Below are 21,059 nucleotides of genomic sequence, written 5' to 3'. Positions count from 1 at the left end.
CTTCAAACTTTAGCTTTAGTCAGTGTAATCTTTATTGAAGATACACAACAAAACGAGTGCAAACAATGCTTAACCCCCTGATTGATGAGATTTTTGAGCTACTTTTAACTCAGCGTGTTTGGAAAGTTCATACCTTAGCTGCAACGCTCGCTCAACAAGGGGTGTTACCACCTTTAGATGCAAACCCTGAGCAAAATTTATTTAAAAAGAATTTTTTAATTATGAATGCTTTATTTGAGCTGCAAACACAGCTATTACCCAAGCACTTAATTATATCGTCATTACATATTGAACTTACAGAGCCAAGTAGCAATATAGCAACGCAATCCCATTTAAAAAGTTACTATTTAAACTGGGAAAACTACGACACCAATGCCAAAGACATAGAGGCATTATTAGATAGTTTTTGGCAGCAATTTAGCCCACTAATAAAGCAACCAGTTGGGCATATTGAGTCATTACTTAAGGCTTGGCAATTACCGCCAAACTTTAGCCTGGCTATGCTACAAAAGCGCTGGCGGCAATTGGCATTAAAACATCATCCCGATAAGCAAACTGGGAGTGCATGTCAATTTAGACAAATAAGAGCCGAGTATGAGCAGCTAAAGCTAGCTGCTCAAAACAGGTAATTAGCGGGTAAGGCGACGGGCACGAATTTTACGCCCTTTAATATTGCCCTCGGTTAATTTACGTAGCGCAGGTTTTGATGCATTGCGCTCAACGGCTACAAAGGCAACGTTATCGAGTACATTTATTTTACCTACTTGGCGTCCTGCAACACCATCTTTGCCAGTAAGTGCACCTAAAATATCACCAGCGCGCACTTTTTGCTTTTTGCCCGAGTCAATCATTAGGGTAACCATTTCAGGCTTGTAAGGCAGCTTTTCTAATAAACTAAAAGCAGGCATTGGCTCTGGCAAAAAGTCTCGTTCGTAATGGTCGCCTATTTGCGCCACTTTAAACTGCTCAGCCTCACCGTAAATAGAGCATGCAATGCCTTTTTTACCCGCTCGGCCTGTACGCCCTACACGGTGCACATGGGTTTGTGGGTCGTGTGCTAAATGGTAATTTATTACCATGTCCATGTCGTCAATATCTAAGCCACGCGCGGCAACATCGGTAGCAACTAATATTGAGGCACTTTTATTAGCAAAATGAATTAACGTACGCTCGCGATCACGCTGCTCTAAATCACCGTGCAACGCCACTGCGCTAAAGCCTTCACTTGCTAAATCATCACAAACTTGTTGTGTTTCTACCTTGGTATTACAAAAAACAACACAGCTTTGTGGTGTAAATTTAAGTAGTAATAATTTAAGTGTTGAGTAACGCTGTTTGTTGTTATCCATTTTGTAAAAGTATTGCTTTATTGTGCTTTTTTCTTGCTCTTCTTCTACTTTTATCATCTCTGGATTTTTTAATACGCGCTTTGCAATAGCTTCAATTGCACGCGGAAAGGTTGCACTAAATAACAACGTTTGACGATTTTGCGGTATGCGCTCAATAATGGCATCAAGGGTATCTTGAAAACCCATATCAAGCATTTGATCTGCCTCATCAAGTACCAGCGTTTCAACATCGTCTAAACGCAGTGTGCCTTTACGAATATGATCGTCCACTCGCCCAGGTGTACCCACAATAATGTGCGCGCCATGCTCAAGCGAGCCTATTTGTGGGCCAATAGAAACCCCGCCACACAAGGTTAAAATTTTAATATTGTGAATACCGCGGGCAAGTTTGCGCATTTCTACCGCCACTTGCTCAGCCAGTTCGCGCGTTGGACAAAGTACAAGCGATTGAATACGAAAACGTTTTACATTTAATTTAGCTAACACACCTAAACTAAAAGCAGCAGTTTTACCTGAACCGGTTTTTGCCTGTGCAATAATGTCTTTACCTTCAAGTACAGGTGGCAGGCTTTGCGCTTGTACAGGCGTCATTTGCGAGTAGCCAAGTGTTGATAAATTATCAACTAAACCAGCAGGTAAAGCCAAAGATGAAAATGCAGTAGAAGTCACAATTAATTCCAAAATAATAAAAACAACACAGGGCTTAGCCCCAAAATATGAGCTGTATAATAGCAGAATTCAGATAAGGCAACCATTAATACCCGATGACCATTATTTTACGATGTGTTAAATCTTGTTAATAAAAGAGTTGAAAATGATACTAGTTTTCATTAAGATCCCCAAAAATTTTAACACCCTAACACTGGATGTAATTGATGAAACTAAACTCACTGTACGTAGCACTTGTTGGTGCCATTAGCACAAGCGCCTTTGCCGCCCCTACTGACTTAGAGCGAATTGAAGTTAAAGGCAGCTATTTCAACGACTACAAAGTCGACAACGCCAACGGAGCAATGAGAACATCAGCGTCATTGTTAGAAACAGCGCAATCAGTAACGGTTATTAGCGATACAATAATTAGCGAGCAATTAGCAACCACTCTTGGCGAAGTGCTTACTAACGATGCAAGTTTAACTGCCGGCTCTCAACAACGTAACCGTGAAGTATTTAACTTACGCGGCTTTGAACTTAGCTCTTCAACTGGCTACTTACGTGACGGACACCAACATTGGTCTCACTACCAGCAACCGATTGAAATTCTACAACAAGTAGAAGTTATTAAAGGCCCATCAAGTATTTTATACGGACAATCAGGCCCTGGTGGCTTGATAAACATGGTGACAAAAAAGCCTACGGCAACCACATTATTTAACGCCAGCGCAGATGTAGACCAACACGGCTCTACCCGCTTTATGCTAGACGCGGCTGGTGCACTTACCGACGCTGAAGATTTACGTGCACGCGGTATTTTAGTAAAACAAGATGTTGATTACTGGCGCGAATACCAAAACGGCGAAAACCGTGAACGCGACCGTTTTTTAGGTGCTGTAATTGTTGATTACGATTTAAGCGACAACGCATTAGTACGTGTACATTACGACCGCACAGACGACGAAGCAGGCCTTGATACAGGTGCTTGGATAGATGACAACGCTAATGTGATTGGCGATGACAAAACCATTCGCGATATGTCTTGGGCGTTTACCGACATAACGGTAGAAAACTTAGGCGTAGATTTTGAAGTGTACTTAAACGATCACTGGCAAGTTAAGCTTGGTTACAACGAGCAAACATTTGAGCGCCAGCGTTTTGAGTCTGCACCTCGTAAGCCAAGCACATTCGTAGAAGGCGATAGCTATGAGTCACGCCCTTACGACCGTTTTGACGATTGGCAGTTTAAAACCGCATTTATTGATTTTGTTGGCGAATTTAAAACCGGTAGTTTACAACATCAGTTTTTAATTGGTGCAAACTCGCTAGATTACTATTACGGGCAACGCCGTACATCAGCAGAGTATTTTGATTTTGCCGCTCGCCAAAACGAGCCAAGCCGCCCAACAGTAAGCTATAAATCAGATGATACTATTAGCGAAACTGAATACGACTACTACGGTATTTACGTTCAAGACTTAATTACTTTCTCGCCACAGTGGCAAGTATCATTAGGTGGCCGTTACGATGAGCAAAATAGAGAAGGCGCAGATAACGAGTCGTTCGTACCAAAAGTAGGTGTGCTTTATCACCCTAACCCTTCTGCGACTATTTATGCTAGCTACTCAGAAGGTTTTGAGCCACAAGGTAGCGATACATTAGTAAGCGAAACTGACATCAACAACGGTATGAAGCTTGATGCTGTTACCTCTGAGCAAAAAGAGATTGGTGTTAAATGGCAACTATTTGATGACCGCCTAATGTTAAGCGGTGCTGTATTTGATATTAGCAAAAAAGGCACCTTAGTAACCGAAGCACTTGAAGTGCCAGTGGGCGAATTTACCTCTGAAACAAACCAAGTAGGCGAGCAACGCCATAAAGGGCTTGAGCTAAGCGCGCAAGGTGCAGCTACCGATCGCTTATTTGTTATGGCATCAACTATGTACTTAGATGCAAATTTTGAGCGTGACGAAGACCTACAAGGTAAACGCCCTACTGATGCTCCTAAATGGTCTGCATCACTTTGGACACGCTATGAGTTAAACGACACCATTGCATTTAATGCCGGTGCATTTTATGAAGGTGAGCGCTTTGCCGATAGTGCAAACACAGTAGTAAAAGATGCTTACACACGAGTAGATGTAGGTGCAACTTACAAACTTAAAGTAAGCAAAACCGATGTAAACCTTCGTTTAAACATTGAAAACCTATTAGACGAAAACTACTTAGGCGGCGGTGGCTTAAACAACGTTACCGTGGGCGAAGGCACCAATGTACGCCTAGCAGCTCAATTTAGCTTTTAAGTTATAAAACTTATACTTATAAAGCCCGCACAATAATAATTGTGCGGGCTTTTTACTGCCTATTAAAAACACCACTGCATTCATCTCATCTATTTTTTAAAGCCTTTAAAAAGTGCTCTAATACACTTAATTATAAAAAGGCTTACTCTATATGAAAAAAATTATTACAGCGCTACTAATGACTAGCAGCCTCAGCGTTAGCGCAAACAATGCAGAATTCACCACAATGCAATTACAACAGGTTGATGAGGTGCGCACTGCTGCACTTAAAAGCCATTTAAGCTACGAGCTACTCGAGTCACTCACAACAGAAGTTGGCCCTCGCTTACCCGGCACTGAAAACGATAAAAAAGCAGTAGCATGGGCTAAAGCAAAATTTAACGAACTTGGTTTTGATAAAGTATGGCTTGAAGAAGCAACATTTCCAAAATGGCGCCGTTATAGCGAAAGCGGAAAAATACTCACCCCAAGTGAGCAACCTCTGCATTTAACTGCGCTGGGTAATAGTGTAAGCACACCCGATGATGGCATTAGTGCACCGGTTGTACTGTTTGAAACATTGGATGAGCTAATTGCAGCACCAGCAAATAGCTTAGAAGGTAAAATTGCCTATATTAATTACCGCATGAACCGCGACATAGACGGCAACGGTTACGGCCCTGCAGTAAAAGCACGTGCCACAGGCGCAATTGAAGCTGCAAAAAAAGGCGCGGTTGCTTACATGATGCGGATCAAATAGCGCGCTTAGTGGCTTTAAACAAAAAGGTAACGGTTAATATAAATGTACAAACACAAAGCCTAGGAGAAGGCACAAGCTATAACGTTATAGGCCAATTTAATGGCACCGATAACCCAGAACAATATGTGTTAATTGGCGGCCACCTAGACTCGTGGGATTTAGGCACTGGCGCATTAGATGATGGTGCAGGTGTTGCGCTAACAATGGCTGCGGCTAAACACATTAGCGATGTTAAACGCCCTAAACGTAGTATTCGTGTTGTACTTTTTGCAGCAGAAGAGCTTGGACTTTGGGGTGCAAAAGCTTACTTTGCACAACACAAAAGTGACTTACACAATATAGTTGCAGCTGCTGAGTCGGACTTTGGCGCCAATGTAGTATATGGTTTTGAGTCAAATGTTAATGCGGCTTCTCTGCCAGTAGTCCGTGCCATAGCAAAAGAGCTGGCTGCGTTAAACATTGAGTACATTGGTAAAAACCAGGCTAACGGCGGGCCGGATTTAATCCCATTTAAAAAAGCGGTGTCGGCACCTATATTTGAGTTGGCCCAAGATGGCACTGATTACTTTGATTACCATCACACAGCTGATGACACACTCGATAAAGTAACGCCTGCTAAACTGCGCCAAAATACCGCTGCGTATGCTGTATTTGCGTTAATGGCAGCAGATGCCAAAACAACAATTCAACCGAAAGCGCAGACTAACTAATAACTGACATACTTACTTACAGTTTGTCGCTTTAATAAACGCACTCCTTGTTTTACCTTTATATAAATTAAATAAAACAAGGAGTGTGCGGGCATGTTGCTTTTCAATACGAGTCGGTCGTTCCCTCATTTTGCACAAACACAGTGCTGCCCTAACTGCCATAGCCGCGCCTACCATTTAATAAACCAAAGCCGTTTTTTACGCTTTACGGTTATTCCTGTTCTACCTTTAGCACTAAACTATAAATACGAATGCTATCAATGCGGCCATAATGCGCCTGTAAAATTAAAGCAGTTACCGACGTTTGAAATTTTCACTCTACCTAAATACTTTATAGGGGTATTTTTAGCGTTATGGGTGGGTTTATTTTTTTACCAACAACACGCTGTAGCGCAAGCGCAAAAGCAAAGCTACTTAACTAACCCTAAAGCCTACGATACGTATTTAGTACACGCTGATAAATTTACTCATGAGCCATGGACACTCACCAACTTAAAAGTTGCGCAAGTTTTAAGTTTTGACGAGCAGTTTATAACGTTTCAAGTAAGTAACTACAGCTATAAGCGCAACAAAGGCATTACTACTGCAATGCGTACCAGCTTATTAGTACAAAGAGGTTACTTCTCAGATGACAAAATTACTTTGCCTCGTAGCGAAGTAAAAAGACTTTACAACGACGGGGTGATTTACGACATACTGCGCCCCTCAGCAAATAGTTTATATGGTGGTTTTGTAATGTTTCCGCCAAAACCAAAACCGCTATATAAAGGCTTAAAGCTCGACAAAAATAACCAACAGGGCATTACGTATTTTAAAAACGGACAGTATAGCGATGCGCTTGAGAGTTTTACTCTAGCCGCAAATGCCGGCTCGCAATGGGGGCAGCTCAACCTTGCGCAAATGTACCGAGATGGACAAGGCGTGACTCAAAATGTACAAACAGCAAAACATTGGTATGAGCAGGCAATAGCGCAAGGTAATAGCAAAGCTAAAATAGAATTAGAGGAAATGTGCGATAAAGCAAACTGCAAATAAAAAATGGCCAGTTTAACTGGCCATTTTCAATCTTCATTCATACTTATAATTAGAAAGTCATATGCTCATCTAAAAAGTTAAGTACCTGCTTGTAGTAGCGCGTTCTGTGCTCTGCTTTATAAAAGCCATGCCCTTCATCTTCAAGTAACTCGTATATGTAAGGATGGTTTTCTTTTTTTAATGCTGCAACTAAAGACTCAGCTTGCTCAATTGGTGCTCTCTCATCCTGCCCACCATGTACAATTAAAACTGGCGCTTTAAGTTTGTCTATGTTGTAGCTAGGTGAAAAACGCTTTAACAGTGCCTCATCAGTACCAAGCGCGCTTTTAAGATAGCGCTGTCCACGGTCTCGTTCAGAGATATCGCCTTCTTCGAACATTAGCGGTAAATCGTACACCCCAACTACACCAATAGCACACTGAAACATATCTGGTTCTAAAATTGCACTTTGTAATGCCGAATAACCACCAAAACTTGCGCCCATTATACAAATATTATCTTTATTTACAGTGCCTTGCTCTATTAAGTATTTTACACCGTCAATAATGTCGTATTGTATTTCAGCACCCCATTTTTTATGTCCGGCATGTTCAAAGTTGCGGCCAAAGCCACCAGAGCCTCTAAAGTTAACTTTTAGTACTGCAATGCCTCTACTGGCTAATAGCTGAGCTTCGCTCTCATAGCCCCACCAATCTCTTGGTCCATGAGGACCACCGTGAGGCATAACAACTAAAGGTAAGTTTTTCTCATCAGTATTATTAGGGATGGTTAAATATCCGTATATTGTTAAGCCATCACGCGCTTTATAATTTACAGGTTTGGTTATAGCCATTTCACTTGGCTTGATCCAGCTTTTAGTCGCAAACAAAAAGCGTAAGCTATTCTTTTTGGCATCGAACAAGTAGTAGCTGCCAGGGTTAGTATCGCTTGACGCAAAGATAATACTCTTCTCACCATCTTCTGTACTACTAACAAGCTGAACTTGCTGCCCTTGAAGGGATTGTATTAATGCCTTTAAGCGCTCACTTTTATGTGAATTATTTATAAAGGAATAGGCAGGATAGCCAAGTTCATTTTCAATTGCGAATAATTCTTTAGAAACTTCATCTACCCACACTTTTTTTGGAGAGACCTGTGGTTCTTTATGCAAAAGCTCAAACTTTTTACTCTCTAAATTTAGTTTATAAAGCCCCTTTGCTTCGCCATTTTCTGACGCTGTAACATAAACAGAAGCACCCGTACTATCAAACGCATGAAGGCTAATATCAGTGTATTTTAACTCTCCTAAATCAAGCTGTTGCCATTCACCACCTGACTTCTCACGGGTATAAATTTTTTGATTAATATAATCATCGTTTGAAACAGCAACACGCACATTACCATCATGATCTGTTAAAAAGCCTGCCATTCTTGATGGTGAGCGAGTGACTCTTTTTCGCTTTCCGCTGTAAATATCAACTTCATAAACTATTGTATGCGGCTCATTTGAAGCGCTCCATGGGTAGGTCAGGATCAGCATTTTACGCTTATCATGAATAAGCGGGTCTAGTACATAAGAAGTACCTAGTATGGGTGTCGCTTTTTTTATACGGGTTCCTGTTTGCATTTCACCTTGGTAACCCACTAAATATTTGCCTCGGCTACCATCAGCATTTACACCAAAAAGCTCACCATGAAATTCGGGATGATCTTTCCAGCCTTTAATGTACTCTTTAGCCAGTACAATTCTTTCATTGTTAACCCAATAATAATTGCCAACCTGGGCATCATTAGGAAACTTAATTGCATGACTTACTTTAAATGTATCAGTGCTTAGCACCATTAATACATTTTTTCCTTCAGGGCGAGTAATTACAGCTAAGTATTTTCCATCAGGTGAAATTTTCACACCTGCAAACTCTATATCTTTACTAAAGCTTTCTATCGGTACCAAGTCGTTACTTGCTGTAGTATGAGAGCTAAAAATACTTGCCAGCAATAAAGGCAGACAAGCCAAAAACTTATTCATTAAAGTTCCTTTTATTTATTTTTGATTGAGCTTTATGTTACATACTTTTAACAAAAACATACACCATACTTCTTCCCTTTATGTAAACAGGCGTAAATTAATAGGGTTATTAATCTAATGCTTAGGGTTAGTAAGCTTACTCCAAACTAAATGCAGAATAACAATGCATAGCCCCGCTACTACCCCTAGTAATCCGTCAAATATAAGGGGGGCTAATGTTTCGCCGGTGCCATTTAATAACGACTTGCCTATGGCTATTACTTCTAATTGCCAATGATGTAGTAGCTCAATACCGTGGGATAAAATGCCGCCACCGACTAAAAACATGGCCACCGTGCCGGCAAAGGCTAAAAATTGCATAAGCCTTGGTGCTGCAGCTAATAGCCCCTTACCAAGCATCTCTTTAAATTTATTAGCCGACACCTTTGATTGATTAAGCAAATACAACCCCGCGTCATCAAGCTTCACAATACCGGCTACAAGGCCGTATACACCTATGGTCATTAATACGGCTATAACACACAGTACAAGCGCCTGATTTACAAGTGTGGCACCTGCAACCGTTCCCAAGGTGATCACTATAATTTCGGCTGAGAGAATAAAGTCGGTGCGTATGGCTCCTTTTACTTTTTGCTTTTCATACTCAGCTGGGTCTAATTGCTGCGACTCATCAGCCTCTTTTTCGGGGTGAGGTAAAAACCGAGTAAATACTTTCTCAGCGCCTTCAAAACATAAAAATAAGCCACCGATTATTAGCAGCGGGGTTATTAACCAAGGCAGCCATACACTTATGAGCAATGCACCAGGCACCAAAATAGCTTTATTTAAAAATGAGCCCTTTGCCACAGCCCAAACTACGGGTAATTCGCGGTCGGCTGTAACCCCTGTAACTTGCTGAGCATTAAGTGCTAAGTCGTCACCAAGTACACCGGCTGTTTTTTTAGTGGCGACTTTACTCATTGTGGCAATGTCATCAAGTAAGGTGGTTATATCATCAAGTAATGTTAAAAGGTTAATGCCTGCCATGTTGCTTCCTAGCTAAAAAATAATGCTATCAACATAGCGTAATCCGTAATTTTCACCAACGGTTAATTTTGCTTTGTTATGCTGATTAAACGCACTGATTTTTATCAATGGCAAACTTACTTAGGGGATATAAATGAAAGCATTGGTGGTTATTTTTACAAGCATGCTGGTTTTATCAGCCTGTAGTAATGAGTCTAAAAGTACCCACTACTTATGCAACGAGCGCGTAGTAGAATTAGCCCACCAAGGAGCGGGGGCAACACTTACTTTAAATGAGCAAACATATACGCTTAATAAAGAGCCGAGCGCATCAGGGGTAAAGTATATTAATGAGCGAGTGCTATTTTGGTCTAAAGCCGATGAAGCGATGTTGATTGTTTCAGGTAATAAATACCACTGCCAACTTCAACAAGCCGACGCCTTATAATTTTGTCTTTCGCGATTTAAACTTTTTCTTTTTTCTCATCGTAATAAATACCCTGTTTTTACACTATCACTGACTTAACAACTGCACATGCATTTGTTGTTTAGTTGGGTATAATACTTTCACTTTTTGCTTAGTAGCGGCCTACCATGAAATATAAAGATTTACGTGATTTTATCGATTTGCTTGAAAAAAAAGGCGAACTTAAACGTATTACTCAAGAAATCGACCCGTATCTTGAAATGACCGAAATAGCCGACCGTACATTACGTGCTAAAGGCCCCGCATTATTGTTCGAAAACCCAAAAGGTCACAGTATGCCTGTGCTTGCAAACTTATTTGGTACACCTAAGCGCGTTGCTATGGGCATGGGCCAAGAAGATGTAAGCGAGCTGCGTGAAGTTGGCAAGCTACTCGCTTTTTTAAAAGAGCCCGAACCACCAAAAGGAATTAAAGAAGCACTAGGGCAAATTCCGGTATTTAAACAAGTACTCAATATGCCGGCTAAAGAAGTTAAAAAAGCACCGTGCCAACAGGTTGTTCTAGAAGGTGACCAGGTAGATTTAACTAAGTTACCAATACAGCATTGTTGGCCTGGAGATGCCGCTCCCCTTATTACTTGGGGTTTAACCGTTACCAAAGGGCCTTATAAAAAGCGCCAAAATTTGGGTATTTACCGCCAGCAGCTATTAGGTAAAAATAAAATAATTATGCGTTGGTTATCGCATCGCGGTGGCGCACTCGATTTTCAAGAATGGTGTAAAGAAAACCCCGGTGAGCCTTACCCAGTTTCGGTTGCATTAGGAGCTGATCCTGCCACTATTTTAGGTGCGGTGACACCTGTGCCAGACACGTTAAGCGAATATGCCTTTGCTGGCTTACTGCGCGGTAGTAAAACAGAAGTGGTTAAGTCAATTTCAAATGACTTACAGGTCCCTGCCAGTGCCGAAATAGTACTTGAAGGCTACATTATGCCTGGCGAAATGGCTCCCGAGGGGCCATATGGTGACCACACTGGTTATTACAATGAAGTTGATGATTTTCCTGTGATGACAGTAACCCATTTAACACACCGTAAAAACCCAATTTACCATAGTACATTTACCGGCCGTCCACCTGATGAGCCAGCTATTTTAGGTGTGGCATTAAACGAAGTGTTTGTGCCTATATTGCAAAAGCAGTTTCCAGAAATCGTCGACTTTTACTTGCCACCCGAAGGCTGCTCTTACCGTATGGCCGTGGTAACCATGAAAAAACAATACCCAGGCCATGCTAAGCGCGTAATGATGGGCGTATGGTCGTTTTTACGTCAGTTTATGTACACTAAGTTTGTTATTGTTTGCGATGATGATGTAAATGCCCGTGACTGGAACGATGTTATTTGGGCCATCACTACCCGTATGGACCCTGCGCGCGACACTACATTAATTGAAAACACGCCAATAGATTACCTCGATTTTGCATCGCCGGTATCTGGGCTTGGCTCAAAAATGGGCATGGATGCAACAAATAAGTGGCCAGGTGAAACCGACCGCGAATGGGGCGAGCCAATTGTCATGGATAAAGCGACAAAAGATCGTGTTGACGAAATTTGGCAAAGCCTCGATATACTTTAAGCACGCTTAGTGAATATAAACAGGCTATAAAATAACCCCGCAGATATGTTAATATTGCTCCACTTAACTGCATATCTGCGTAAACGCTGCTAAAAGGTAAAAAATGCAAACATTAAAAGCTGAAGTTGTTGCCATCAGCCCACTTACAGAATTTGTTCATAAAGTAATTTTAAAGCCTCAACAACCTGTTACGTTTGAAGCTGGCCAATACATGCAACTTGTACTTGGCGAAAAAGACAAGCGCGCATTTTCGATTGCAAGTCGTCCATCGCAATGTGATGAAATAGAGCTTCATATTGGCGCATCTGAAGCCGATTCATACGCAATGCAATCGCTTGAGCATTTACGTAATGCGCATCAAAATAATACACCGGTAGATATAGAAGCCGGCCTTGGTGTATCGCAACTACGCCTACAATGCGAGCGCCCTATTATTTTATTGGCTGGCGGCACTGGTTTTTCTTATGCAAAATCAATGGCTGATCACTTAGCTGAAATTAACTGCGACCGCCCGGTACTATTTTACTGGGGTGTTAAAGAAGAGTCTGCATTGTATGCTCACAGCGAAATGCAAGCATGGGCAGAGAGTAACGAGCACTTTAAATTTATTCCTGTTGTAGAAAACCCATCTGCTAATTGGCAAGGCCACACTGGGTTTGTACACAAAGCAGTAATGCAAGATATTGTGTCGTTAGAACCTTACGACATTTATATGGCTGGTCGCTTTGACATGATAGGCATTGTCCGTGATGACTTTATTGCTCACGGTGCTGTTCGCGAAAACATGTACGCCGATGCATTCGCGTTTATAAAATAAATTTTTATTTATAATACAAAGGCGCCCCATGGCGCCTTTGTTATTTCTATCAAATTTAAGCTATTAATTGGTATAACCTATTACTTTAATCAGTATAAACAATTTCCTAAATTCCTATCTATAAACCATACTTTGTATAGAACATCAGCGGGAGAGACCCAAATGTTAAATACAAAAGTAAAAGATTTTATGCAACGTAAGTTGCCACACATTACCCCCAATACCGAAATGACCACCGCTATTAGCGAGCTGCAAAAGTTTAACTTATTAGGTGCACCAGTATTTGATGACAATAAATCGCTGGTTGGTTTTATATCTGAGCAAGAGCTGTTAAAACCATTAATGCGAAGCAGCTATTTTTGCGATGGCGTTGTAAAAGTTTCGCAGCTTATGCAAACCGAGGTTGTAACCGTTAATGCCGATACCAACATTATCGAGCTTGCAGAGCAAATGAAAACAGGAAAGCCAAAAAACTATCCCGTTGTTGAGGGTGATACCGTAATAGGGCTGATTGGCCGAAGCGATGTATTAAAAGCACTGTTTGATAATTACGTGAGCTGCCAAACAAAAGTAAGCTAACATAAAAAATGCCGCTAATAAGCGGCATTTTTTGTATTAAGCGTGTTTAACGTGCTGCAGCAAGCGCAGTTAATGCGTATTTATCGCTATCGCTTAAAAATGCAATCTCTAAGGCATTAGCTTGTGCCTTATGCATATCGGCTTGTGTTAAACCCGCCTTTGGTGCAGCCACTAAATATTCATGCTCAATTTCAATGCCCTCTACAGCCGGATCGTCGGTATTAATACACGCTAAAATACCGTGATCTAAAAACTGTTTAAGGGGGTGTTTAGCTAAATCGTTTACGGTACTGGTTTGAATATTACTGGTTAAGCACGACTCAATACCAATGCGGTTATCGCGCAGGTAGTCCATTAGTTTAGGGTCTTCAATTGCTTTTACCCCATGGCCTATACGGCTTGCACCTAATTCATTAATGGCTTGCCAAATACTCGCTGCGCCCAGCGCTTCACCGGCATGGATGGTAGCGGCCAGGTAAGCGTCTCTTACTTGCTTAAATTGTTCAACAAAAAGCTCTCCCGGAAAACCAATTTCATCTCCGGCTAAATCAATCGCCACTAAATCATTTTTAAAGGCAAGTAATGCGTCAAGCTCCTGCTGACAAGTTTTAACACCGTAAGTACGCGACATAATACCAATTAAGTTTGCTTTAATATTGGCGCCTTGAGTAGCCGATTTAATACCATCAACCACGGCCTCAACCACCCCTTGCGGGTGTAAGCCTTGGCTTTGTGCCATATAATACGGGCTAAAGCGAAGCTCTACATAATCAAGTCCCTGCGCTTGAGCATCTTCTATGTTTTCAACGGCAATGCGTCTACAGGCGTCGTAGTCGCCCAGTACCGTTACCCCCCAGTCGAGCTTTTGTAAAAAAGCCATTAAATCAGGCTCAGGATCAATAACCTGCACATGAGGGATAAGCGCCTCTACGTTATCAGCAGGTAGCGTAATATTAAACTGTCGACCAAGCTCTAGTATGGTTTGCGCACGTACATTGCCATCTAAATGACGATGAATATCTAGCAGAGGTAATTTTTTATTTATCATAATAGCGACTCGGTTAGGTTAAAATTGCGCGCATGATACGCAGGTACAGTTATTTTTCAAGTGTAGAGCAGTTAAAGTAAATATTAGCGGTCATATGTCTGCTTTTTACTCAAAAAGTGAACAAAATTAGGTTTTTGTTCACTTATTTTGATGAGCTAAGTGATGCCAGAGTGTTTTAAATAAGGTATTTGCTTCAATGGGTTTAGTAATATAATTATCCATACCGCTGGCAACTGCTTTTTTAACATCGTCATCGTGGGCATTAGCAGATAAGCCAATAATAGGTAGGTCAAACAAACCAAGTTCATTACGAATAACTCGCGTGGCTTCAAGGCCATCCATTTTTGGCATTTGTATATCCATAAGCACAATGTCGTAGGTATGCTCTGTCAGCTTTTCAATCGCCTCAAAACCATCATTAGCAATATCAGCAACGCACCCTTTGGTTTTTAAAATAGCGCTCGCGACGTGCTGATTTAATGGGTTATCTTCAACAAGCAATAATTTATAATCTGCAAAAGAAAGCGTACTAACATCTATCTCATCATATTGTTGCTTTATTTGCTCAGCCTTTGGTAGTGGCGAATAAATTGGCAGGCTAAAAGTAAACGTAGAACCGTGCCCTTCGTGGCTTATTAAATCAATTTCTCCGCCCATCAACTCTACAAGCTTTTTGCATATACTTAAACCTAAGCCCGTGCCGCCATATTGACGCGAGGTAGAGCTATCGGCTTGTGCAAACGGTTTAAAGAGCTGTTTTTGCGCCTCTTTACTAATACCAATACCGGTATCGTTAACGCTAAAGTAAGTCATTTTTTTTGATTGCCACACTTTAAGCGTGATGCTGCCTTTGGCCGTAAACTTAATGGCATTATTGATTAGGTTTAGCAAAACTTGTTTTAAGCGTATTGGGTCGGTGTTGATAACCAAGTTACTTGATTTATCGTAATCAAGCATAAATTCTAGCGACTTTGCTTCTATATCAAACTGCAGCAAATTAGCCACTTCTTCACTGAGTGTGCCTACATCAATTGGCTCTTGAATTAAATCAAGTTTGCCTGCTTCCATTTTAGAAAAATCGAGCACATCATTTAATACTCTTAGCAATACGCCTAGTGCCCCATCTGCTTGTTCAATATAGCTGCGAGCTTGCTGCCAATCGTTTTGCTGTAGGGCTAAATAATGCAGCCCTTTAATACCATTAATAGGCGTGCGAACTTCGTGGCTCATATTTGCTAAAAACTGGCTTTTTATTTCATTGGCTTCATCGGCCTTTTGCTTTTCTAAGCGTAAAATTTTTGTTTGTTTTGCTACCTGCTCACGTATACGAATATTGGTACCCGTTACCGATATTAAAAAGGTAATAAGCAGCCAAACAAATAACATGCCGGCTATTTGTGCAAGCCAGTAAACTAACCATGACTCTCGTTGCATTGGCTGATGCAGCTCCACCTGCCATACCCGCTTACCTACCAATAACTTATAGTCTTTTAACGGCAATAGTTGTTGATGATCGGCAATAAAAATAGGCTGTGCATTATTCTCTGTTGTGGTGTCTGTAAAGCTCACTGCAACGCCGTTATTTTGATCAAATAACACCGCGTTTGATAGTCTCTCTAAACTAACAACGGCTACCACAAAACCTTTAAAATCGTCTTCGGTAATATTGTTGCCAAACACCGGATGAAAAAACAACACGCCGCGCTCAGCTTCGTTTTGTACTAAATTTATTGGCTCACTGATCACCAACTCATTTAACACTTTTGCTTTTATTAATGCAGATCGCCTTACCTCATTTGAGGCAAGATCAAAGCCAATTACGTCTTCATTTCCCGACAAAGGATGTGCGTATTGTACGGGGTAGTAAAAATCTCGAGGGGGTACGGCCTGCCAACTGCCATCTTTTGCTCTTTCTTTTAAGCTATATTTAGCCAGCTCTGTATTGTTATTAACCTCTATATACTGAGCTAGGTTTTCACTTGGTAAGTAGGGCACCCACTCAAATGCTAAAATTTCTTCGCTGTAACGAAGCTGCTTAGAAGTAAACTGCTTAAATTCTGTAAAGCTCACATCGTCACTACTAGAAAAAAAGCTCGCCAGTAAGGCGAGATGTGCTGTTATTTCGTTAATTTTATTGTTGATAGCATCTTGAGTGGCTAATATTTTCAGCTCTTCTTTTTGAATATTTTTTTCTTTTTTTACACTGGCCGCGCCATAAAAGCTAATACTTATAACCATATAAATTAACAGTGAGGGCAGTATAACTTGTAGGCGATAATTTACCTGTGAATAGTTAAATGCCGCCAGCATAAGCGGAGTAAAAACAAGCACTCCAATACTGTCGCCTATCCACCACGCTATAAACGTATCCCAACCGGCTTGAGACACAATAACGCCATTAAAAATTAATAAGCTGGTGCCTACACCTGCAGCTATAACACAGCACAATGGGCCGGCAACAACGAGGCTTTGAATACAGTGCTTTAAAGAAGATAAGTCGAGTGGTGCTTTAATCACTTTAGTGACCAATTGGCTACCTACCCATGCTTGTAAAGTAGCAGCAAAGGTAACAGCCGCAGCATGCATAAATACACTTAATTGAAATATCGCTGAGGCGCTTTCTAAATGAATGAGGTTAGTAAAAAAAGCCCCTAAAACAATACCTAGTAAGCTCTTTCTGCCCCAAATTAAAAAGCCAGCAAGCGCAATTCCCGAAGGCGGCCACACAGCCACTGCGTAGCCATCTATCGCTAATAGTAAATTACTAAAATATCCGGTAAAAAAGTAAGCGCACGCTAAACTGACAGTGACAATAAAAAAGTGTTTCAACCCAATGCTCCCGAATATCAAAGCTGCAAAAGTATAAGTGTAGCCTTTATTGATACAAAACGAGTGCTTTATCGGCTTGTGCGGTATTTTTATAGCTAAGCGCTGCTTGCTGAGCAAATTGCTTTTTGTTTTCGATATTCAAGGCTTTATCAAAAACCTTTGCGGCTAACTCATAATCGCCTTGGGCATTAGCTAAACACGCAAGCGAGAGTAATAATGCGTTGTTTGCATCATCTTTTTTCAGGCGCTCTTGAATACTACTTTGAAGCTTTACAGCCTCTGCCGAGGTGGCGTTACTTAATATATTAGCCAGCTGAGCATGTTGCTCGTCGTGCTTCACCATTTTAATTAAGTCACTTTCAATCGCACTTAACTGACCCACTTTAGCCATTTGCATTAAGTAAGCTGTATTAGCATGAGCTTGTAGCTTTTTAGGAAGTTGTTTATATTTTTCAGTGATTTTATCGCTAGCTTGTGCATTAAAATAGGCATTAAACAGCTGTGTCCACTGCGCATCGTTAAGGACTTTTTTGCGAAGTAAACGCGGTAAAAAGTCTTCAAGAGCACTAAAGTGCTGTTGCTGTACAAGTATTTCGGCGTATAGCTTAAGCTCAAGTGGTGTCGCTTTTTTTGAATCGCTGTTTGCACGCATTTGTGATTCTATTGCGCTGCTATCGCCACTGGCTATCCAAAGTTTAGTAACGTTAAGTTGCTGCTCTGGGCTAATTTCAAATAAACGCTCTAGAGCTTTGTCGGTTTGGTTATTAGCAAGCGCTGCTTTTGCTAATAGCGCTAAGCGTATATCTTCAAACTTACTGGGTACACTATTACCTGATAACGCTTGCTCAACAAGCTCGTAATCATCGTTTATCGCACTCCATAAGGCTTGCTCTATAGCTGCTTGCTTTCGCTCTTCGCTACGCGCAAAAAATCCATGTTTAGTATTATGATAAATCGACAATAAATAGCGCACTAATTTGTAAGTTAAAAACAAAATTGTTGCACTAATTACCGCCATAATACAAAACGATACAATCGTGCCTTCAATCGTGGTGTTGTTAAACGAGATCAGCACATAGCCTTTTTCATCCAGTACAAATGGCGTAATCGCTAAAACTAAAACAATCGCAACAATTAATACTATAAGCCCTATCATTGCGCCCACTCCTTAACCTGCTGCGTACTTTGTAGGTTTACTTCAGGGTTAAAGTTTAATGGCTCTTTTTCTAGGCTAGTTAGTGCATTTATAACCACTTTTGTCGCCTCGTCATCTTGTTTAAAGTACTCATTAACAAGACGCTTTGCCTCACTTATGGCACTAAAATAAATGCTCGCTTGTTTGCTCATTAATGCATCTTGAGCTTGCGTCACATTTAATTTAATACGTTGATTAATTAAGTGGCGCTCCTGATCGGTTAGCAGTGGCTCTATAGCAACCCCTTCGTGCTGGCGAATAGTAATAAAGCTATCAACTAGCTTATTCCAGCTATTACTTAGGTTTTGCTGCCAATCGCTTACATCTTCACTCAAGGCATTTTTTTCAATTTCTGTTGCTTCTTGCGGTATGTTAACGGCATTAAATGCAAGCTTATCTATGTTTGATAACACGCTATTAAGCTTTAAGTAAATGGCTTCTGTTGGGATAGGTTTTAAGCTATCTAGTGTTTGAATGTCTTGTGTTATTGCTTGGCGAACTGCAACAGTACCTGGGTGTTCACTCAATAAGGCATCTAAGCGTTTAAGTACAGCGCTGGCACCTTGGTAATCTTTTTCAGCCCACAGTTTAAACTCAGCCATACGTTGTAAGCTGGTTACTTCTTGCGGGTTTAGTGAAGCGCCTTGCTGCTGAGCTTGTTGCAATGCTGCTTTTAATTGTTGCTGGTTACTCTCTGCACTTTCATTAAGCGCAGCTGCCACTTTTTGCTCACTATTGAACAATGCTTGCTGAAGATTAGATTGCGCAGACTTGAGCGCCTGTAACTCTTGTGACAATAACGCGTTTTCTTCTTTTAGTTCATTAACAGCTACATTTTGGGCTTTACCTGCATTGAGTTTTTGGTAAAACTCATACCCCACACCACAGGCAACAATAAGCGAAATGATCAGCGCTAATACCGCTAATTTACTTATTTTTTGCTTATCGTTATGTGGTTTACTGTGTGCTTTAGCTGCCTCTTTTTTTTGTGCAGAGGCCGCTGCCTTAGTGGTTGGTGTGTTATCTGCCGTTACTGGCTTTGACTGTTCGCTCATCTTGCTACCTTGCTGTTTTATGCAGGAAAACATAGCGGTATCGCTTGCCCCTGCGGCAATGTGTATATTAGCCGAGCTTACCTGTTGCTGTTGTAAATAAGCGGCTATACGCTCGCTAGCAACATAAAATCGGCACTGTTGTAACCACTGTAACTGTTGTTCAGTCAGGTTATTAAATATTGCATCAACTGCTGCATTACTGGTTATGACTATACCTTGTACTTTCAGGCTTTGCCAGTGGTCTGTCCAGTTGGTTTTTTCAGCGCTTATTGGCTCGCGCTTGTATACCACACAGTTATTTAAAAATGCCCCACGCGCCTTTAAGGTTTTGGCAATATCTGGACGCCCCGCTTGGCCTTTTACTAATACAATATTGCTACCATCAACCTCAGCTAACGAGTTTAGCGCCAATAACCCTTCAGAATCATGTAGCTTAGGCACTGCTGCGCGCACGCCAAATAACGCATAAATAGTATCTGCAGTTTGCTGCCCTACTGCGTAAAATTGCGCTTTGGTATTTATTGTTGGCTTTAATTGCGCAAGGGCGGTAACGGCATCTTGAGAGATAAAAATAATTTTATCGGCATTAATTAACGGGCTTAGCTCGGTAGAAGAAGGCGTAAGGTAGGATATTTTTAAAACAGGAAATAATGACGCCTGATAACCCGCTTGCTCAAGTTGCTGAGCAAGGGCTGCGCCTTTTCCTTCGGGCCGAGTTACCAGGATATGTGTCATTTATGCGTCTCTATATACTTCTGCTAATATTTTGTCGGCGCCTTGCGCTAATAATTTTTTAGCAAGCTGCACACCGATAGCTTCTGCATCATTTATATGACCGGTTACTTCGTCATGTAAAATTTCACTACCATCTACCGCGCCCACGAGGCCACGTAAATGCACTTGCTCGCCATCAACTAATGCGTAGGCACCAATTGGTACTTGGCAGCCACCTTCTAAATGACGATTCATAGCACGCTCTGCATTTACACGAATACGTGTTTGGGTATGCTCAAGCGGGGCCAGTAAGGCTTTTGTTACTTCATCGTCAATACGACATTCAATGCCGACAGCACCTTGTCCGTTAGCAGGTAGAGATACCTCAGGCTCAATATAATCAGCAATACGCTCGTCCATTTTTAAACGTAGCAGTCCGGCTGCGGCTAAAATAATCGCATCGTACTGGCCATCATCTAGCTTAGCTAAACGAGTATTAACATTACCACGTAAGTCTTTAATGACTAAATCAGGGCGCAAAGCTCTAATTTGGCACTGACGACGAAGGCTAGAAGTGCCTACTACAGCGCCTTTTGGTAATTCGCTTAAATTGGCAAAGTTATTTGATACAAATGCGTCGCGCGGGTCTTCACGCTCACAAATTGTGTGCAGTGCTAAGCCTTCTGGAAATTCAACGGGTACATCTTTCATTGAATGCACAGCAATATCCGCGCGGCCATATAACATTGCTTGCTCAAGCTCTTTAACAAACAAGCCTTTACCACCAATTTTAGCAAGCGGTGTATCTAAAATAATATCCCCTTGAGTAGACATAGGGACTAATTCTACGCGCACATCAGCATGAAAATGCTCAAGCTGTGCTTTTACAAATTCAGCCTGCCAAAGCGCTAAAGCACTTTTACGGGTTGCAATGCGTACTAACTTTGTTTTTTCTGTCATA

Annotated in this window: 15 protein-coding genes and 1 pseudogene; 8 read left to right on the top strand and 8 right to left on the bottom strand. The window is 41.3% G+C overall.

Annotated features, from left to right (window positions below; genetic code table 11):
• Window positions 1–65 precede the first annotated feature (65 nt).
• The gene (locus PSI06_RS15045; protein WP_273604178.1) at window positions 66–629 is read left to right on the top strand and encodes a DNA-J related domain-containing protein; all 564 of its coding nucleotides are present in this window, start codon (window positions 66–68) and stop codon (window positions 627–629) included.
• On the opposite strand, the gene dbpA is transcribed toward PSI06_RS15045, so the two are convergent.
• A complete protein-coding gene (gene dbpA, locus PSI06_RS15040; RefSeq protein WP_273604177.1) occupies window positions 630–2,018 on the bottom strand; it encodes an ATP-dependent RNA helicase DbpA in 1,389 nt (462 codons plus the stop codon). It abuts the gene before it with no gap.
• A 206-nt stretch (window positions 2,019–2,224) separates the two neighbouring features.
• Here dbpA and PSI06_RS15035 point away from each other — a divergent pair, with 206 nt between their 5' ends.
• From PSI06_RS15035 to PSI06_RS15025, 3 genes and pseudogenes are all read left to right on the top strand, one after another.
• Entirely contained in the window at window positions 2,225–4,303 is a 2,079-nt protein-coding gene (locus tag PSI06_RS15035) for a TonB-dependent siderophore receptor (RefSeq protein ID WP_273604176.1), read from the top strand.
• A gap of 151 nt (window positions 4,304–4,454) precedes the next feature.
• Window positions 4,455–5,752: pseudogene (locus tag PSI06_RS15030) on the top strand (M20/M25/M40 family metallo-hydrolase).
• Between the two features lie 93 nt (window positions 5,753–5,845).
• Window positions 5,846–6,787, top strand: a complete 942-nt coding sequence (locus PSI06_RS15025) for a tetratricopeptide repeat protein (RefSeq protein ID WP_256846560.1) — start codon at window positions 5,846–5,848, stop codon at window positions 6,785–6,787.
• Window positions 6,788–6,836: 49 nt separating this feature from the next.
• On the opposite strand, the gene PSI06_RS15020 is transcribed toward PSI06_RS15025, so the two are convergent.
• Together PSI06_RS15020 and PSI06_RS15015 are read right to left on the bottom strand one after the other, a co-directional pair.
• Window positions 6,837–8,795: a S9 family peptidase gene (locus tag PSI06_RS15020; RefSeq protein ID WP_273604175.1), complete on the bottom strand. Its 1,959-nt coding sequence runs from the start codon at window positions 8,793–8,795 to the stop codon at window positions 6,837–6,839.
• A 114-nt stretch (window positions 8,796–8,909) separates the two neighbouring features.
• Window positions 8,910–9,821 (bottom strand): DUF808 domain-containing protein, encoded by a 912-nt coding sequence (locus PSI06_RS15015; protein ID WP_273604174.1) that lies wholly within the window; start codon window positions 9,819–9,821, stop codon window positions 8,910–8,912.
• 133 nt (window positions 9,822–9,954) lie between these two features.
• Between PSI06_RS15015 and PSI06_RS15010 the strand changes: the two genes are divergently transcribed.
• The 4 genes from PSI06_RS15010 (at window position 9,955) to PSI06_RS14995 (ending at window position 13,257) form a co-directional block, all read left to right on the top strand.
• Window positions 9,955–10,248: an MliC family protein gene (locus tag PSI06_RS15010; protein WP_024032060.1), complete on the top strand. Its 294-nt coding sequence runs from the start codon at window positions 9,955–9,957 to the stop codon at window positions 10,246–10,248.
• Window positions 10,249–10,394: 146 nt separating this feature from the next.
• Window positions 10,395–11,861, top strand: a complete 1,467-nt coding sequence (ubiD, locus tag PSI06_RS15005; RefSeq protein ID WP_273604173.1) for a 4-hydroxy-3-polyprenylbenzoate decarboxylase — start codon at window positions 10,395–10,397, stop codon at window positions 11,859–11,861.
• 103 nt (window positions 11,862–11,964) lie between these two features.
• A complete protein-coding gene (gene fre / locus PSI06_RS15000) occupies window positions 11,965–12,678 on the top strand; it encodes an NAD(P)H-flavin reductase (protein ID WP_273604172.1) in 714 nt (237 codons plus the stop codon).
• 162 nt (window positions 12,679–12,840) lie between these two features.
• Complete coding sequence (locus tag PSI06_RS14995; RefSeq protein ID WP_004588969.1) at window positions 12,841–13,257, top strand: CBS domain-containing protein; 417 nt, start codon at window positions 12,841–12,843, stop codon at window positions 13,255–13,257.
• Window positions 13,258–13,303: 46 nt separating this feature from the next.
• On the opposite strand, the gene add is transcribed toward PSI06_RS14995, so the two are convergent.
• The 5 genes from add to hemC form a co-directional block, all read right to left on the bottom strand.
• Window positions 13,304–14,305 carry an adenosine deaminase gene (add, locus tag PSI06_RS14990; protein ID WP_273604171.1) on the bottom strand — a complete coding sequence of 334 codons (1,002 nt, stop codon included), beginning with the start codon at window positions 14,303–14,305 and terminating at the stop codon, window positions 13,304–13,306.
• Between the two features lie 138 nt (window positions 14,306–14,443).
• Entirely contained in the window at window positions 14,444–17,134 is a 2,691-nt protein-coding gene (locus PSI06_RS14985; protein WP_273604170.1) for a CHASE domain-containing protein, read from the bottom strand.
• A gap of 46 nt (window positions 17,135–17,180) precedes the next feature.
• Window positions 17,181–18,290: a heme biosynthesis HemY N-terminal domain-containing protein gene (locus PSI06_RS14980; RefSeq protein WP_273604169.1), complete on the bottom strand. Its 1,110-nt coding sequence runs from the start codon at window positions 18,288–18,290 to the stop codon at window positions 17,181–17,183.
• Window positions 18,287–20,119, bottom strand: coding sequence for a uroporphyrinogen-III synthase (locus PSI06_RS14975; RefSeq protein ID WP_273604168.1), 1,833 nt, complete (start codon window positions 20,117–20,119; stop codon window positions 18,287–18,289). The genes PSI06_RS14980 and PSI06_RS14975 overlap by 4 nt, the downstream gene beginning before the upstream one ends.
• Window positions 20,120–21,058: a hydroxymethylbilane synthase gene (gene hemC / locus PSI06_RS14970; RefSeq protein WP_273604167.1), complete on the bottom strand. Its 939-nt coding sequence runs from the start codon at window positions 21,056–21,058 to the stop codon at window positions 20,120–20,122.
• Window position 21,059 lies beyond the last annotated feature (1 nt).

The sequence above is a fragment of the Pseudoalteromonas sp. GABNS16E genome, assembly GCF_028598715.1.
In the GTDB taxonomy this organism is placed as follows: domain Bacteria; phylum Pseudomonadota; class Gammaproteobacteria; order Enterobacterales; family Alteromonadaceae; genus Pseudoalteromonas; species Pseudoalteromonas atlantica.
The sequence above is the reverse complement of the archived record's forward strand: the minus strand, read 5'-3'. Positions and strand labels throughout refer to the sequence as shown.